Origin of the sequence: Roseovarius aquimarinus, from assembly GCF_043661195.1 — a bacterium.
GTDB classification, from domain to species: Bacteria; Pseudomonadota; Alphaproteobacteria; order Rhodobacterales; family Rhodobacteraceae; genus Roseovarius; species Roseovarius aquimarinus.
In genome coordinates this window covers 1,275,128-1,289,622 of sequence record NZ_JBIHMM010000001.1, presented here as the reverse complement: position 1 = coordinate 1,289,622, position 14,495 = coordinate 1,275,128, and the positions used below count along the sequence as shown (strand labels likewise).

The window sequence follows — 14,495 nt, the reverse complement described above, 5'->3', positions numbered from 1 at the left end:
TCATGGTGGCGTAAACAGCACGAAGATGCCACGGGTTCAATACCCAATAGAAATTATCGGGAATTTGGCGGATGTCCGCATCCGCCGTCTGCCGCCGATCTATTCGAGCAGATGAACCAGCCCCAGCGTGATCGCCGGGAAGGCGATGAGCGCTATGATGCGGATCACGTCGCTGATGAGAAAGGGCAGAACGCCGCGGAAGCTTTCGATCATGGGCACGTCCCTCGCCATCGCATTGATGACGAAGACGTTCATGCCCACGGGCGGCGTGATGAGTCCGACCTCCACCACCACGACGGCGAGGATGCCGAACCAGATCAGCGTCTCCTCGCGCGGCATGCCGAAATCGAGGCCGGCGATGATCGGATAGAAGATCGGGATCGTCAGGAGCAGCATCGACATCGAATCCATGACGCAGCCCAGCACGAGATAGAGAAGCAGGATCGCGAGCAGGACGAGCATCGGGCTGAGGCCCGAGCCTATGATCGTGTCGGCCAGCAGGAAGGGCGTGCGCGTCTGGGCGAGAAAGGCGTTGAACATCTCGGCGCCCAGAAGGATCAGGAAGATCATCGCCGATGTCGTCGCCGTGCCGCGGATGCATTTGAGAATGCCCGGAAGGCGCATGCCGCCGTGAAAGACCGCGAGCACCCCCGCGCCGAACGCGCCCACCGCCGCCGCCTCGGTCGGGGTGAACCAGCCGCGATACATGCCGACGATGACCAGAAGGAAGATGACGATGATCGACCATGTCTCGCGCAGGGCGAAAAGGCGCTCACGCCATGTCGCGCGAGGGCCGGCGGGACCGTCCTCGGGGTGGCGCGCGACGAAGACGGCGATGGCGGCCATGTATCCCAGCGCGGCGAGGATGCCGGGAACGAGGGCGGCCACGAACATCTTGGCGATGCTCTGCTCGGCCATCAGCGCGTAGAGAATGAGGATGACCGAGGGCGGGATGAGAATGCCGAGCGTGCCGCCCGCCGCAAGCGATCCGGTGGCGAGCGCGCCGCTGTAATTGTAGCGCTTCATTTCGGGCAGGGCGACCTGGCCCATCGTCGCCGCCGTTGCGAGCGAGCTGCCGCAGATCGCGCCGAACGCCGCCGAGCCGCCGATGGACGCCATCGCGAGCCCGCCCTTGCGATGCCCGAGAAAGGCGGCGGCGGTGCGATAGAGCGCCCGGCTCATGCCCGCCTGCGTCGCGAATTCGCCCATCAGGATGAAGAGCGGGATGACCGAGAGCGAATAGGTCGAGAACTGGTAATAGGTCGAGGTCTTGAGAAAGGCGAGGAGCGGGCCGGAACCGGTATACATCGCATATCCGCCGAGTCCTACGCCCAGCATCGCGACCCCGATGGGAATGCGGATCGCCATGAGCGCCAGAAGCACGGCGAAGCCCGTCAGCCCGGCGGCCAGACCGCTCATGCCCGCGCCCCCTTGGCGAAGGCGAGGCGCAGATGGCCCGCCATGGTCGCGGCGCAGGTCGCCACCAGAAGGGCCATCGCGGGCAGGATGATGATGAAGCTCCACCATGTCGGGATGCGCAGGAGCATGGATTGCTCGCCATATTGGTGCATCTCCATCCCGCCATGGATCATGCGCCAGCCCAGCAGCGCGGCGATCAGCAGATAGGCCAGATCGCCCAGCGCATCGAGCAGGTGCGTCGTGCGCGCACTGGCGTTCTGGGTGAAGAAATCGACGAGCACATTGCCCCCTGTCGACTGACACCACGGCAGGAAGCAGAAGATGGCAATGGCGCTGCCGATCTCCACAAGCTCGAAATCGCCCGCGATGGGCGCACCGGCCACGCTGCGCAGGGTGACGCTGGTCACGGTCATCAACATCATCGCCATGAGGGTGATGCCGCCGATCCCGGCGAAGATCCGGCAAAGCGCGGACAGCCAGCGGGGCAGGGGCACGGGGTGGGCGTGTTCCGTCGTCTCGCTGGCCATCCGCCTGTCTCCTTACTGGCCTTGGGCCGATTGCAGCATCGCCTCGGCGTCGCTGAGCATGGCCGCGCCGTCATGGCCCGCATCGGTCATCGCCTGCACCCAGGCGTCGATCACGGGCTGGCTCGCCTCCTTCCACGCGGCGAGATCGGCCTCGGGGATCACGACGATCTCATGGCCCGCATCGACGGCCTTCTGGCGCTCGCGCAGCTCGGCCTCGTCGAAGGCGGTGCCCGCCATCTCGGCGAGGGCGGCCCCCGAATTGTCGTCGATCACCTTCTTCAGATCGTCCGGCAGGCCCTCGTAGACGCCCTTGTTCATCACCAGCGCCATGACCGAGGTGGACAGACCGCCATTCTCGGCGCCGAATTCGGTATGGTTCTGCGCGACGCTCTCGATACGCAGGCTGCCCGAGACTTCCCACGGGATCACCGCGCCGTCGATCACGCCGGTCGTCAGGGCCTGCGGTACCTGCGGCACGGGCATGCCCACGGCGGTCGCGCCGAGCGCCTGCAAGCCGTCGGTCATGGTGCGCGAGGGCGTGCGCAGCTTCAGCCCCTCGAGATCGGCCATCGACGAGACCGAGACATCCTTGAGATGAAGCTTGTAGGCCGCGGGCGCGTGGAGCATCAGTGGATGCACATCGGCCAGCTCGTCGCCGAGATATTTCTCCTGGTAAGGCTGAAGCGCGGCGGTGGTGGCGCTGGCGCTCGCCGACATGAAGGGAAGCTCGAAGACTTCGGATTTCGGGAAGCGGCCGGGCGTGTAGCCGAGCAGTGTCCAGGCCACATCGACGACGCCGTCGCGCGCCTGATCGAAAAGCTGCGGCGGCTTGCCGCCCAATTGCATCGACGGATAGATCTGCACGTCGATGCGCCCCTCCGACTGCTCTTCGACCATCTTCTCCCAGGGGCCGAGCACGCCGGTCTGGATGGGCGCGTCGGACGACAGGAAGTGATGCACGCGCAGCGTGACCTCCTGTGCCTGGGCGGTGCCTGCGGTGGCCGCGACGAAGGCGGCGGCAATCATGGAATATCTCATGTCTCTCTCCCTTTGGTGGTTGCGATCCGGCGGCGGTCAGCCTTGGCCGGTGTTGCGGTCCGGCGCGAGAATACGCGCCCAGTCATGGCCCGGGGCGCTCTCCTCCAGCGCCCCGGCCAGGGTTTCGGTCTCGCCCATCGCGGCAAGCGCGCGGGCGACGACGGCTTCGGCCTCGCCGCGCGGCATGCTGCGGCAAAGGTGAAAGACGGCGGCCTCGGCCATCATCCTCCCGCCATCGGCCGCGATCACGGCGGCGATGCGGGCGGGGTGGGGCGTGATGCTGCGCGCCAGATCCTCGGCGAGGCGGAGCGCCGCGCCGGTGCGCAGGATCATCTCGGGCAGGATCTGCCATTCGATGCCGAGCGCGGCGCCGTCCCGCTCGTCGGCATGCACCAGCGCCTGATGGAGCGTGCCGAGCGCGCCGGCGTTGAGGTGCGCAAGGCTCACCAGCGCCTCGGCGGCGACGGGGTTGGACTTCTGCGGCATGGTTGACGAGCCGCCGCCCCGCCCCGCCATCACCTCGCCGTCCCGGGCCATGAGCACCAGATCGGCGCCCATCTTGCCCAGTGAGCCGGTGACGAGCGAGAGCCAGCCGCCCAGCTCCGCGATCCCGTCGCGCGCAGCGTGCCAGGGCGTTTCGGGCGCGCAGAGCGCCAGATCCGTCGCAAGCGCGGCGCGCAGCTCGGTCATGCGGGGCGCGAGCGCGGCGCCGGTTCCTGCGGCGCCGTAGAGCGAGACGCAGAGGACGCGCGGGCGCAGCTCGGCCAGACGCTCGAGATGGCGTGCGAGCGGGGCGCGCCAGACGGCGATCCGCGCGCCGAGCGTCGTCGGCGCGGCGATCTGCGAGCGGGTGCGCGCGGGCATGATCTGCGCGCCGTGTTGCCGCCGTGCGCCGTCCAGCGTCTCTCCAAGCGCAGCGAGCCGCGTCTCGATGAGGCTGAGCGCGCCCCGCAGTTGCAGCGACAGCCCCGTGTCCTGAATATCCTGCGAAGTCGCGCCGAAGCCGGCCCAATCGCCCTGCGCGCCCGCCTCGGCCTTGAGGTGCTTTATGACGGCCTGCGCGGGAATGCCCGCCTGCGCGATCTGATCCCGCAGATCCTCGGGTGCGGGGGCGGGGCGCCCGGCGGCATCCTGAATGATCTTCGCCGCCTCCTTTGGAATGATCCCGAGCCGCGCCTGAGCGATGGCGAGCGCCGCCAGCGCGGTGCGCATCGCGGCCAGTTGCGCCTCGGGGCCGATCGCCTCGGCCAGCGCATCATCCGAGAAGAGGCCATCCATCAGCATCATGCGGCCCGCAGCCCCAGCATCTTGCGCGCCTCGCGCCACGTCGCGACGGGGCGCTCGTGGCGCGCGCAGATGTCGGCGGCGCGCTTGACCAGCGCCGCGTTCGACGGGGCCAGCGTCTCGCGGTCGAGCCGCACATTGTCCTCGAGCCCGGTGCGCGCATGACCGCCCGCCGCGATGGCCCATTCGTTCAGCACGATCTGCTGCGGCCCGATGCCCGCCGCGCACCAATGCGCGTCCTCGCCGAAGAGGCGCTTGACGGTCTTGATGTAGAAATCGAACACCTCGCGGTCGGCGGGCATGGCGTTCTTCACGCCCATCACGAATTGCACATAGGGCGTATCCTTGATGCGCCCGTCCTTGTGCATGAGCGCGGCCTGAAGGATGTGACTGAGGTCGAAAGCCTCGATCTCGGGCTTGACGTCATGCGCGATCATCTCGGAGGCGAGCCAGTCCACCAGATCGGGCGGGTTCTCGTAGATGCGCGTGGGAAAATTGTTCGACCCGACCGAGAGCGACGCCATGTCGGGCCGCAGCGGCAGCATCCCGCCCCGCGCCCGGCCCGCGCCCGAACGGCCTCCGGTGGAGAGCTGCACGATCATGCCGGGGCAGTGCTTCTCCAATCCTTCCTTAAGCGCGGCGAAGCGCTCGGGATCCGAGGTCGGCGCGCCCGCATCGTCGCGCACATGGCAATGCGCGATGCTGGCGCCCGCTTCGAAGGCTTCCTGCGTCGACTCGATCTGCTCCTGAACGGTGATCGGCACGGCCGGATTATTCTCCTTGGTCGGGAGCGAGCCGGTGATGGCGACGCAAAGGATGCAGGGGCGGGTCATGGTCGGGCCTCAGATATCGAAAAAGACGGTTTCATCGTCGCCCTGAAGGCGGATGTCGAACGTGTAGCCGGGCTTGGCGCCGTCCTGCCGCGCGGCGATCAAGGTGGCGCGGCGGCTTTCCCATTCGATGAGGTTCAGCACCGGATCGGCGGCGTTCGCCTCGGCCTCGTCGGCGAAATACATGCGCGTGTTGAGGCCAAGATTTATGCCGCGCGCGACGATCCAGAGGTTCAGATGCGGCGCCTGCATGCGCCCGTCGCGGCCCGGCACCGCGCCCGGCTTGACCGTCTCGAAGGCGAAGGCGCCGGTCTCGAAATCGGGGATGACGCGGCCCCAGCCGCGAAAGCCGTCCTCGACGGCGCCGCCGCCCTCGGGATGGGCGTAATGCCCGGCGGCATTGGCCTGCCAGACCTCGAGCAGCACGTCCTTGACGGGGCTGCCCATCCCGTCGATCACGCGCCCGGTGACGCGGATACGCTCTCCGGCGGCGTTCGGCCCGGCGATGTCGTGGCCCAGCTCCTCGCGGTAGATGTCGAAGCCCGCGGCGCCCGGCGCGAGGCCGATATGCACATAGGGGCCCGCGGTCTGCGAGGCGGTTTCGCGCAGGTAGTTCAGCGTTTGCGGCATCAGTTGCCCTCCGGCCGGTTCTCGAACAGCGTCGAGCGGCGCCCGCGCAGCACGATGTCGAACTTGTAGGCCAGACAGTCGAGCGGCACCGCCGCGTTCATGTCGAGCGTTGCGATCAGTTGCTCGATGGCGTCCGCATCGGGAATGGTCTGCACGATGGGGCATTTCGCGATCAGCGGATCGCCCTCGAAGTAAAGCTGCGTGACGAGCCGCTGCACGAAGCCCGAGCCGAAGACCGAAAAATGGATATGCGCGGGCCGCCAATTGTTGACCCAGTTGCGCCACGGATAGGCGCCGGGCTTGACCGTGCGGAAAAAGTAATAGCCGTTCTCGTCGGTCAGGGTGCGCCCGCAGCCGCCGAAATTGGGGTCGATCGGGGCGAGATAGCTGTCCTTCTTGTGCCGGTAGCGCCCGCCCGCATTGGCCTGCCAGATCTCGACCAGCGTATGGGGCACGGGGCGCGCGTTCTCATCGAGGACGCGGCCATGCACGATGATGCGCTCGCCCACAGGATCGCCGGTCTGCGCGTAGTTGCGTATGAGATCGTTGTCGAGCGGGTCGATGTCATTCTGTCCGAAGACCGGCCCGGTGATCTCGCTCACCGAGTTCTCCAGCGAAATCGGCGAATAGCGCGGGCTGCGCGCGACCGAGGTCTTGTAATTCGGATGATGCGCGGGCGGATGGAGCGTGCGGTCGCGCTGGTAGAATTCGGCGGCTTTCATCGGCCTGCCTCCCCGGCCTCGGCGCGCGCGTCCATCTCGGCATAGGTCTCCTTGGCCAGTTTCAGCGCATGGTTGGCACGCGGCACGCCGGCGTAGATGGCGACGTGTTGCAGGCATTCGCGCACATCGGCGCGGCTTGCGCCCGTTCGGGCGGTGGCGCGGATATGCATCGGGATTTCCTCGAAATTGCCGGTCGCGGCCAGAAGCGCGAGGGTGAGCATCGAGCGCTCGCGCCGCGTGATGACGTCGCTCGCCCAGACGGTGCCCCAGGCGCTTGCGGTGATGAGATCCTGAAAGGGCCGGTCGAAATCGGTCTGCGCGGCGGTGGCGCGGTCGACGTGATCGTCGCCCAGCACTTCGCGGCGCACTTTCATGCCAAGGGCGTGGGGATCGGACATCACGGGGTCTCCTCGATGAAATCGGACAGGATGGCGGCATAGATCTCGGGCGCCTCGACGCAGGGTATGTGGCCCACGCCCTCCATCACCTCGAGCCGCGCGCCGGGAATGAGCCGCGCGGTCGCGGCCACCAGATCGGGAGGGGTCGAGCCGTCGAGCCGCCCGGCGATGAGGCGCACCGGCAGATCGAGCTTGGCCGTGCTCTCGCTCAGATCGGCAGCAGCGATGGCCTCGCAGCAGGCGATGTAGCCGTCTTGCGGCTGACGCTCCAGCATGCGCTGCCACGGCGCGGCGGCGCCTTCGCGACGGAACTCGGGCGAGAACCAGCGCTCCATCGTAGGAGCGGCAATGGCGCGAAGCCCGCCGCTGCGGATGGCGTCGATGCGGCCCTGCCACATGCCCGCGTCGCCGATGCGCGCGGCGCTGTTCGAGATGACGAGGCCGCGCAGCAGATCCGGCCGCCGCGCGGCCAGCGCCTGGCCGATCAGCCCACCGATCGAGAGGCCGACGAAGACCGCGCCTCGCAGGCCCAGATGGTCCATCAGCCCCGCCGCGTCATCGGCCAGAATGTCGATGCTGTAGGGGCCGGGCGTCTCTTCGCTGAGGCCATGGCCGCGCTTGTCGTAGCGGATCACGCGCAGATCGGGTGGAAGATGGGGCAGCACCGCGTCCCAGACCCGCAGATCGGTGCCGAGCGAATTGGCGAAGACGACGGCCTGCCCGTCCGGCGCGCCGCCGTCGGTGTAGTGCAATTCCGCTCCGTTCACCCGTGCCGTCTTCATCAGTATGGCAACCCCACGTAATTCTCGGCGAAGGCGCGCTGCTGCGCCTCGTTGTCGCGCAAGAAGGCGATTTCGGCCTCCTGCATCTTCAGATCGAACGCCGTCTGCTCGGGATAGCGGTGCAGCAGGCTGCTGAACCACCAGCTGAACCGCTCGGCCTTCCAGACGCGCAGAAGCGCGCGTTCGGAATAGCGGTCGATCCCCTCACTCTCGCCCGTCTCGTAGAATTGCCGCAACCCCTCGTAGAGATAATGCACATCGCTGGCGGCGGTATTGAGACCCTTGGCGCCGGTGGGCGGCACGATATGCGCGGCGTCACCGCATAGGAAAAGGCGCCCCCAGCGCATCGGCTCGGTCACGAAGGACCGCAGCGGCGCGATGGATTTCTCGATGGAGGGGCCGGTGACCAAATCCTTGGCGACATGATCCGGCAGGCGGCGCTTCAACTCCGCCCAGAAGGCCTCGTCGCTCCAGTCCTCGGGGCTGTCGGACAGATCGCACTGGATGTAGTAGCGCGACAGGTTTTCGTTCCGCATCGAGCAAAGCGCGAAGCCGCGCTCGGAATTGGCGTAGATCAGCTCTTCATGGACGGGCGGCGTGCGCGAGAGGATGCCGAGCCAGCCGAACGGATAGACCTTTTCGTATTCGCGGCGCACGTCCTCGGGGATCGTCTTGCGGCTGACGCCGTGAAACCCGTCGCAGCCCGCGACGAAATCGCAGTCGATCCGCCGCTCGCTGCCGCCTTGGGTATATGTGACGAACGGCGCGTCGCCATCCGCGCCGTGGATCACCACGTCCTCGACCAGAAACTCGGTGCGCAGCCCCGCCGCCTCGCGCGCGTCGTAGAGATCCTGCGTCACCTCGGTCTGGCCATAGACGGTCACATGGCGATCCGTCAGTGCGCTGAAGGCCACGCCGAACATCTCGCCGCCCGCCGCGATCTGCGTGCCGGTATGGCGCTGTCCCTCGCGGTGCAGCCGGTCCGCGACGCCCGCCTCTTCCAGCAAATCCACCAGCCCCGATTCCAGCACGCCCGCGCGGATGCGGCCCAGCACGTAGTCGCGCGTCTTGCGCTCCAGCACCACGGCCTCGATGCCGCGCGTGTGCAAGAGTTGTCCCAGGAGCAGGCCGGACGGCCCGCCGCCGATGATGACGACTTGGGTTTTCATAAGTGCTCCTCCACTTGCGAAAAAGGTTCACATGCGGGAATTGAGAAGTAAAATGAGAAATCCGCGAATTTAGTTATCGAAAAAGGCAATCATGGACCGGCGCATCAAGATCCGCCATGTGCAGGCGCTGACCGAGATCGTCCGGCAGGGCAGTCTCAAGCGCGCGGCCGAGCGGCTCTTGCTGACCCAGCCCGCCATTTCGCGCACCCTGTCCGAGCTCGAGGAGATCGTGGGCGCCGATCTGCTGACGCGCGGGCGGGGCGGGGTGTCGCTCACCGCCGAGGGCGAGTTCTTTCACCGCTATGCCCAAGGCAGCCTCGCCGCGCTCGAGCAGGGTCTGGCCGGGATCGACGAGGCGCGGCGCGCGGGCGCGATGCAATTGCGCGTGGGCGCGCTTCCGTCTGTCGCGGCCCGCCTCATGCCCGAGATCGTGGCCGAGCTTGCAGAGCTTGCGCCCGACCTGCGGCTGACCATCGCCGATGGCGCGCATGGGCATATGACGCGCGTTCTGCGCGCGGGCGATCTCGACGTCCTGATCGGCCGTCTGGGCGAGCCGGAGACGATGCGCGGCCTCAGCTTCACGCAGCTCTATCTCGAGGAGGTGGCCGTGATCGTGCGCCCGGGCCATCCCATTCTGGGCGAGCCGGATCTTGCGCGCATCGCCGAGTTTCCCGTCATCTACCCGCCGCCCTCCGCCGCGATCCGCCCCTTCGTCGAGCGGCTCCTGATCGCGAGCGGTGCGGCGGTGCCGCCCCGCCGGATCGAGACGGTCTCGGGCGCGTTCGGGCGGGTCCACACGCAGCAAAGCGATGCGATCTGGTTCATCTCGGCGGGCGTTGTCGCGCGCGAGGTGGCAGAGGGGAGGCTGGTGCGCCTGCCGCTCGGCACCGGGCTGACCGAGGGGCCGGTGGGGCTGATGACGCGCGCGGGTGAGGGCGAGACGCTGGCGATGCAGCTGTTTCGCCGCGCGCTCGAGCGCACCCTGCCGCGCCTCGGGCTCGGCTCGGCGGGCCTCGGCGGAGGAAAGGAAGGGCCGGGTGATGAAGGCTCTGCCTAATCACGGCTGCGGCAAATCGTGATTTCGATATGCCGCCGCCATGCCTAAGCTGGGCATCACGGATTTCCGAACCGGGGGAGGGCGCCCGATAATGTCGATCAAGGAGACGGACACGCTGGTCGTCGGGGCCGGGCAGGCCGGGATCGCGATGAGCGAGCATCTTGGCCGCGCGGGCATCCCGCACATGGTGCTCGAGCGCAGCCGCATCGCCGAGCGCTGGCGCTCGGAGCGCTGGGATTCGCTCGTCGCCAACGGCCCGGCCTGGCATGACCGCTTTCCCAACATGGCTTTCGAGCGCACCGGCCCGAACGGCTTTCCGCCGAAGGAGGAGGTGGCCGATTATCTCGCCGCCTATGCGCGCATGATAGGCGCGCCCATCACCTGCGGTGTCGAGGTCGAGGAGGTGCGCCGGCTCGAGGGGCGCAAGGGCTTTGCGGTGCGCACCAGCGACGGCATGATCGAGGCGCAGCATGTCGTGGCGGCCACCGGCCCGTTCCAGGTTGCCGAGGTGCCGGACATGATCCCGGCGCGAGCCGGCCTCGATCAGATCCATTCGAGCGCCTATCGCAATCCCGGCGCGCTCAGGGACGGCGCGGTGCTGGTCATCGGGGCGGGCTCGTCCGGCGCGCAGATCGCGGAAGAGCTGAGCGGCGCGGGCCGCCGCGTCTTTCTCTCGGTCGGCCCGCATGATCGCCCGCCGCGCGCCTATCGCGGGCGCGATTTCTGCTGGTGGCTGGGTGTCTTGGGCAAATGGGACATGGCCGCGCCTGCGCCCGGCACCGAGCATGTGACCATCGCCGTCAGCGGCGCCAATGGCGGGCGCACCGTCGATTTCCGCCGCTTCGCCAACGAGGGCATGACGCTTCTGGGCCGCACCGAGGGCTGCGAGGCGGGCGTTCTGCGGATCGCGGACGATCTGCGCGCCAATCTCGACCGGGGTGATGCGAACCATCTGAGCCTTCTCGATGCGGCCGATACCTATGCCGCGCGCCACGGCCTCGATCTGCCCGAGGAGCCGCAGGCGCGCGCGCGCCAGCCCGAACCCGATTGCGTCACACACCCGATCCGCGCGCTCGATCTTGCCGCCGAGGGGATCACGACCGTCATATGGGCGGTGGGCTTCGGCGTCGATTACGGCTGGATCAAGCTCGACATCTTCGACGAGCGCGGGCGCCCGCTCCATCATCGGGGCGTCTCGCCCGAGCGGGGGATCTACTATCTCGGCCTGCCGTGGCAGTCGCGGCGCGGCTCGAGCTTCATCTGGGGCGTCTGGCACGATGCGAAATACATCGCCGAGCAGATTGCCATAGATCGCAAGTACATGGAGTATCACGAGAGCGCCGCCGCCCCCTCGGGGCGCCGCGCCTGAGATCCGCGCAGCCCAAGACCGCCATACCGGAGAGCATGATGGCCCATACCCGCATCCGCAAGTTCAACACCTCCGACACCTATCCCGAGCAGAATCTCGACAACGATTTGTGTCAGGCGGTGGTCACCCAGGGCGGCAGGACCGTCTGGCTGCGCGGCCAATGCCCGCAGAACCTCGATGATGCCAGGAACATCGACAGCCACGATCCGGTCGAGCAGACCCACAAGGTCATGCAGAACATAAAGCAGCTCATCGAGGAGGCGGGCGGAAGCATGGAGCATCTCGTGAAGGTCGTCGTCTACATCACCGATGTGCGCCACCGAGAGGCCGTCTATCGGACGATGGGGCAGTATATCAAGGGCGTGCATCCCGTCTCGACCGGGCTTGTCGTGCAGGCCCTGGCGCGGCCCGAATGGCTGGTCGAGATCGACGGCACGGCGGTGATCCCGGAATGACCTTCTCGCTCGTCGCCCGCTGCGCCGAGACCGGCATGTTCGGCATCGCCATCTCGTCCTCCTCGCCCGCCGTCGCCGCGCGCTGCGCCTTCGCTCGCGCAGGGGTGGGCGCGGTCGCCTCGCAGAACGTCACCGACCCGGCGCTCGGCCCCCGGGCGCTCGATCTGATGGATCGCGGGATGAGCGCCGCCGAGGCCGTCGAGGCGCTGCGCGCCGAGGCGAAATTCATCGAGTACCGGCAGGTGCTGGCGGTGGACGCGCAAGGCGGAACGGCGATCCATTCGGGGCCGCATTCGCTCGGCATTTGGAGCGACGCGCAGGCCGAGAACGTGGCCTCGGGCGGCAATCTCTTGCAGAATGACGGTGTGCCCGACGCCATCGTCGCCGCGTTTCTGGACGCGGCGGGCCATATCGGCGACCGCCTGATCGCGGCGATGCGCGCGGGCCTTGCCGAGGGGGGCGAGGCCGGGCCGGTCCATTCGGCGGGGATGAAGATTGTCGACAAGGTGAGCTGGCCCGTCGCCGATCTGCGCTGCGACTGGACCGAGGACTGTCCCATCGACGCGATGGCCACGGCGTGGGAGGTCTACAAGCCGCAGCTGGGCGCCTATGTCCAGCGCGCCCTCGACCCGCGCGCCGCGCCCTCCTACGGTGTTCCGGGCGATCGATAGCCCCAGCACGGAGACCGCCATGCCTCATCCGGCCACGCTCGACATCCTCGACAGCCTTATCGGCTTTCCCACGGTCAGCGCGGACAGCAACCTCGCGCTGATCGACCATGCCGAGGGCCTGCTGAAGGCGGCCGGTTTCGCGACCCGCCGCCTGCCCGCGCCGGGCGGCGCGAAATGCGGGCTTCTCGCGCGGATCGGACCCGAGGGTCCGGGCGGCTTGCTCCTCTCGGCGCACAGCGACGTGGTGCCGGTCGAAGGGCAGGAGTGGAGCAGGCCGGCCTTCCGCCTGACGCGCGAGGCCGATCGGCTCTATGGGCGCGGGACGACGGATATGAAGGGGTTTCTGGCCTCGATGCTGTCGCTGGCGACCCGCGCGAAGGGCGCGCCGCTCGCAAGGCCGCTGATGCTCTGCATTTCCTACGACGAAGAGATCGGATGCCTCGGCCTCGGCGAGATGATGCCGGGCATTCGCGCGATGGGCTGGATGCCGGACCTCTGCATCGTGGGCGAGCCGACGCGGATGCGCCCCGCGATCGGGCACAAGGGCAAGCTTTCGCTGCGCGCCACGTGCCACGGCACCGCCGGGCATTCGTCGCTGGCGCCGCGCCATGTCAACGCGCTCTACCTCGCCACCGAACTCGTCACCGCGCTGCGCGCCATGCAGGCCGATTACGCGGGCGGCGCGGTACAGGATGCGGCCTATGACGTGCCCTATTCCAGCGTGCATGCGGGCGTGCTCCGAGGTGGCCACGCGCTCAATATCGTGCCGGACCGCGCGACGCTCGATTTCGAGCTGCGGTATCTGCCGGGCGACGATCCGGCCGATTTTCGCGCGCGGCTCGATGCCGAGATCGCCCGCATCCTCGCGCCGCATCGCCGCGTCTCAGGCCGGGCCGCGATCGAGATCGCAGTGACGGCCGAATATCCCGGCCTCGCCATTCCGGCGGACGCGCCCGCGATCGCCCGCATCGCCGCGCTCGGCTGCGATGCGGCGCCCATCAAGGTGGCGTTCGGCACCGAGGCGGGCTTTTTCGCCGCCGAGGGCATGCCCACGCTCGTGTGCGGGCCGGGCGACATGGAAGGGCAGGGGCACAAGGCGGACGAGTACATCACCCTCGCCGAGATGGCCGCCTGCGATGCGATGATGGACCGGCTCCTCGACACGCTCGGCTAGGAGCCCCGCACCCTCAAAAGCGGCGCGCCCTCCTGCCGGAGCCACGCCCCGGCATGTTCGAGAAAGGCGCCTTGGAGCCCAGGGCGATCCTCGCCCGCGCCCGTCAGAAGTCCGAGCCGCATCGCCCGTCCCCCTCCCGAGAGCGGCACGAAGCGAAGGGGCTTGCCATCCGGGGCCAGATCGCCCGGCGGGCGCATGTTGACGATGGCATAGCCGAAGCCGTTGGCGACGAGACCGCGCATGACGCCCATGTCCCGCGTGCGCTCCACGATGCGCGCGCGCAGCCCGGCCTCGGCGAAGAACGACAGGAAATAGTCCGCGCTGTGCGGCAGATCGAGCAGCACCATCGGATGCGGCGCCAGATCCGCGGCCGAAAGCGCGGCCTTCGCCGCCAGCGGATGCGCCGGTGAGAGAGCGACCAGCGGCGGCAGGTCCAGCATCGCATGAAAGGCGAGATCGCTCGGCAGATCGAGATCGTAGGTCAGCGCAAGATCGATCTCGGCCTGCCTCAGCAGACTGAACAGCCCGGCCTGATCGGCTTCGATCTGGCTGATGCGAACCGCGTCGTGCTTGGCGGCGAAGCTCTGCCGCAGGCCCGGCAGAACCACTTGCGCGAAGGTGCTCAGGCACCCGATGGCGAGCGGGCCGCGTATGCTGCCCGCAAGCTCTCCGGCCATGTCGCGCAGCGCACCGGCCTCGCTCAGGGTCTGGCGCGCCTGAATCAGCAGCGTGCGCCCCGCCGCCGTCGGCGTCAGCCCATGCGCATGGCGCCGCACGAAGAGCCGAACGCCGAGTTCCTCCTCGAGCTGCGCCACCCCCGCCGAAATCGACGGCGAGGACACATTCGCCCGCTGCGCCGCCGCCGCGATGCTGCCCGTATCGCCCACGGCGACGAAATATTCCAATTGTCTGAGCGTGTAGCGCAGGGGCATCGTCGGGCTCCGCACGGCAAGGGTGATGCGCGCGAGCA

16 protein-coding genes are annotated in these 14,495 nt (G+C 68.1%); 5 read left to right on the top strand and 11 right to left on the bottom strand.

Features of this window, described 5'->3' with window-relative positions:
- Window positions 1–99 precede the first annotated feature (99 nt).
- The 10 genes from ACGRVM_RS06130 to pobA are packed head-to-tail and all read right to left on the bottom strand — an operon-like array spanning window position 100 to window position 8,799.
- Window positions 100–1,419 (bottom strand): TRAP transporter large permease, encoded by a 1,320-nt coding sequence (locus ACGRVM_RS06130; RefSeq protein WP_377167517.1) that lies wholly within the window; start codon window positions 1,417–1,419, stop codon window positions 100–102.
- Window positions 1,416–1,946 (bottom strand): TRAP transporter small permease, encoded by a 531-nt coding sequence (locus ACGRVM_RS06125; RefSeq protein ID WP_377167520.1) that lies wholly within the window; start codon window positions 1,944–1,946, stop codon window positions 1,416–1,418. Before ACGRVM_RS06125 ends, ACGRVM_RS06130 begins: the two co-directional genes overlap by 4 nt.
- A 12-nt stretch (window positions 1,947–1,958) precedes the next feature.
- The gene (locus ACGRVM_RS06120) at window positions 1,959–2,984 is read right to left on the bottom strand and encodes a TRAP transporter substrate-binding protein (RefSeq protein ID WP_377167523.1); all 1,026 of its coding nucleotides are present in this window, start codon (window positions 2,982–2,984) and stop codon (window positions 1,959–1,961) included.
- Window positions 2,985–3,020: 36 nt separating this feature from the next.
- Window positions 3,021–4,271, bottom strand: a complete 1,251-nt coding sequence (locus ACGRVM_RS06115; protein WP_377167526.1) for a lyase family protein — start codon at window positions 4,269–4,271, stop codon at window positions 3,021–3,023.
- The gene (locus ACGRVM_RS06110; protein WP_377167529.1) at window positions 4,268–5,101 is read right to left on the bottom strand and encodes a BKACE family enzyme; all 834 of its coding nucleotides are present in this window, start codon (window positions 5,099–5,101) and stop codon (window positions 4,268–4,270) included. The genes ACGRVM_RS06115 and ACGRVM_RS06110 overlap by 4 nt, the downstream gene beginning before the upstream one ends.
- 9 nt (window positions 5,102–5,110) lie before the next feature.
- On the bottom strand, window positions 5,111–5,728 hold the full coding sequence (gene pcaG / locus ACGRVM_RS06105; RefSeq protein WP_377167532.1) for a protocatechuate 3,4-dioxygenase subunit alpha: 618 nt from the start codon (window positions 5,726–5,728) through the stop codon (window positions 5,111–5,113).
- Complete coding sequence (gene pcaH / locus ACGRVM_RS06100; RefSeq protein WP_377167535.1) at window positions 5,728–6,450, bottom strand: protocatechuate 3,4-dioxygenase subunit beta; 723 nt, start codon at window positions 6,448–6,450, stop codon at window positions 5,728–5,730. Before pcaH ends, pcaG begins: the two co-directional genes overlap by 1 nt.
- Window positions 6,447–6,848, bottom strand: a complete 402-nt coding sequence (gene pcaC, locus ACGRVM_RS06095; protein ID WP_377167538.1) for a 4-carboxymuconolactone decarboxylase — start codon at window positions 6,846–6,848, stop codon at window positions 6,447–6,449. Before pcaC ends, pcaH begins: the two co-directional genes overlap by 4 nt.
- Window positions 6,848–7,630: a 3-oxoadipate enol-lactonase gene (gene pcaD, locus ACGRVM_RS06090; RefSeq protein WP_377167541.1), complete on the bottom strand. Its 783-nt coding sequence runs from the start codon at window positions 7,628–7,630 to the stop codon at window positions 6,848–6,850. Before pcaD ends, pcaC begins: the two co-directional genes overlap by 1 nt.
- Window positions 7,630–8,799: a 4-hydroxybenzoate 3-monooxygenase gene (gene pobA, locus ACGRVM_RS06085; protein WP_377167544.1), complete on the bottom strand. Its 1,170-nt coding sequence runs from the start codon at window positions 8,797–8,799 to the stop codon at window positions 7,630–7,632. Before pobA ends, pcaD begins: the two co-directional genes overlap by 1 nt.
- A 91-nt stretch (window positions 8,800–8,890) precedes the next feature.
- On the opposite strand from pobA, the gene pcaQ reads away from it, so the two are divergent.
- The 5 genes from pcaQ (at window position 8,891) to argE (ending at window position 13,525) form a co-directional block, all read left to right on the top strand.
- On the top strand, window positions 8,891–9,856 hold the full coding sequence (gene pcaQ / locus ACGRVM_RS06080) for a pca operon transcription factor PcaQ (protein ID WP_377167547.1): 966 nt from the start codon (window positions 8,891–8,893) through the stop codon (window positions 9,854–9,856).
- Between the two features lie 91 nt (window positions 9,857–9,947).
- Window positions 9,948–11,225 carry a flavin-containing monooxygenase gene (locus ACGRVM_RS06075; RefSeq protein WP_377167550.1) on the top strand — a complete coding sequence of 426 codons (1,278 nt, stop codon included), beginning with the start codon at window positions 9,948–9,950 and terminating at the stop codon, window positions 11,223–11,225.
- A 38-nt stretch (window positions 11,226–11,263) separates the two neighbouring features.
- Entirely contained in the window at window positions 11,264–11,680 is a 417-nt protein-coding gene (locus ACGRVM_RS06070; protein ID WP_377169976.1) for a RidA family protein, read from the top strand.
- Complete coding sequence (locus tag ACGRVM_RS06065; protein WP_377167553.1) at window positions 11,677–12,351, top strand: DUF1028 domain-containing protein; 675 nt, start codon at window positions 11,677–11,679, stop codon at window positions 12,349–12,351. Before ACGRVM_RS06070 ends, ACGRVM_RS06065 begins: the two co-directional genes overlap by 4 nt.
- A 19-nt stretch (window positions 12,352–12,370) precedes the next feature.
- Complete coding sequence (gene argE / locus ACGRVM_RS06060; protein ID WP_377167556.1) at window positions 12,371–13,525, top strand: acetylornithine deacetylase; 1,155 nt, start codon at window positions 12,371–12,373, stop codon at window positions 13,523–13,525.
- Here argE and ACGRVM_RS06055 read toward each other — a convergent pair.
- Window positions 13,522–14,457, bottom strand: coding sequence for a LysR substrate-binding domain-containing protein (locus tag ACGRVM_RS06055; protein ID WP_377167559.1), 936 nt, complete (start codon window positions 14,455–14,457; stop codon window positions 13,522–13,524). The genes argE and ACGRVM_RS06055 overlap by 4 nt on opposite strands.
- Window positions 14,458–14,495: the final 38 nt, after the last annotated feature.

Excerpts from the sequence above, each read along its gene's own strand:
- ACGRVM_RS06120 (WP_377167523.1), bottom strand. The coding sequence starts at position 2,984 with ATGAGATATTCCATGATTGCCGCCGCCTTCGTCGCGGCCACCGCAGGC.
- pcaH (WP_377167535.1), bottom strand. The coding sequence starts at position 6,450 with ATGAAAGCCGCCGAATTCTACCAGCGCGACCGCACGCTCCATCCGCCC.
- ACGRVM_RS06130 (WP_377167517.1), bottom strand. The coding sequence starts at position 1,419 with ATGAGCGGTCTGGCCGCCGGGCTGACGGGCTTCGCCGTGCTTCTGGCG.
- ACGRVM_RS06065 (WP_377167553.1), top strand. The coding sequence starts at position 11,677 with ATGACCTTCTCGCTCGTCGCCCGCTGCGCCGAGACCGGCATGTTCGGC.
- ACGRVM_RS06110 (WP_377167529.1), bottom strand. The coding sequence starts at position 5,101 with ATGACCCGCCCCTGCATCCTTTGCGTCGCCATCACCGGCTCGCTCCCG.
- pcaC (WP_377167538.1), bottom strand. The coding sequence starts at position 6,848 with ATGTCCGATCCCCACGCCCTTGGCATGAAAGTGCGCCGCGAAGTGCTG.
- pcaD (WP_377167541.1), bottom strand. The coding sequence starts at position 7,630 with ATGAAGACGGCACGGGTGAACGGAGCGGAATTGCACTACACCGACGGC.
- pobA (WP_377167544.1), bottom strand. The coding sequence starts at position 8,799 with ATGAAAACCCAAGTCGTCATCATCGGCGGCGGGCCGTCCGGCCTGCTC.
- ACGRVM_RS06055 (WP_377167559.1), bottom strand. The coding sequence starts at position 14,457 with ATGCCCCTGCGCTACACGCTCAGACAATTGGAATATTTCGTCGCCGTG.
- pcaG (WP_377167532.1), bottom strand. The coding sequence starts at position 5,728 with ATGCCGCAAACGCTGAACTACCTGCGCGAAACCGCCTCGCAGACCGCG.
- ACGRVM_RS06070 (WP_377169976.1), top strand. The coding sequence starts at position 11,264 with ATGGCCCATACCCGCATCCGCAAGTTCAACACCTCCGACACCTATCCC.
- ACGRVM_RS06115 (WP_377167526.1), bottom strand. The coding sequence starts at position 4,271 with ATGATGCTGATGGATGGCCTCTTCTCGGATGATGCGCTGGCCGAGGCG.
- pcaQ (WP_377167547.1), top strand. The coding sequence starts at position 8,891 with ATGGACCGGCGCATCAAGATCCGCCATGTGCAGGCGCTGACCGAGATC.
- argE (WP_377167556.1), top strand. The coding sequence starts at position 12,371 with ATGCCTCATCCGGCCACGCTCGACATCCTCGACAGCCTTATCGGCTTT.
- ACGRVM_RS06125 (WP_377167520.1), bottom strand. The coding sequence starts at position 1,946 with ATGGCCAGCGAGACGACGGAACACGCCCACCCCGTGCCCCTGCCCCGC.
- ACGRVM_RS06075 (WP_377167550.1), top strand. The coding sequence starts at position 9,948 with ATGTCGATCAAGGAGACGGACACGCTGGTCGTCGGGGCCGGGCAGGCC.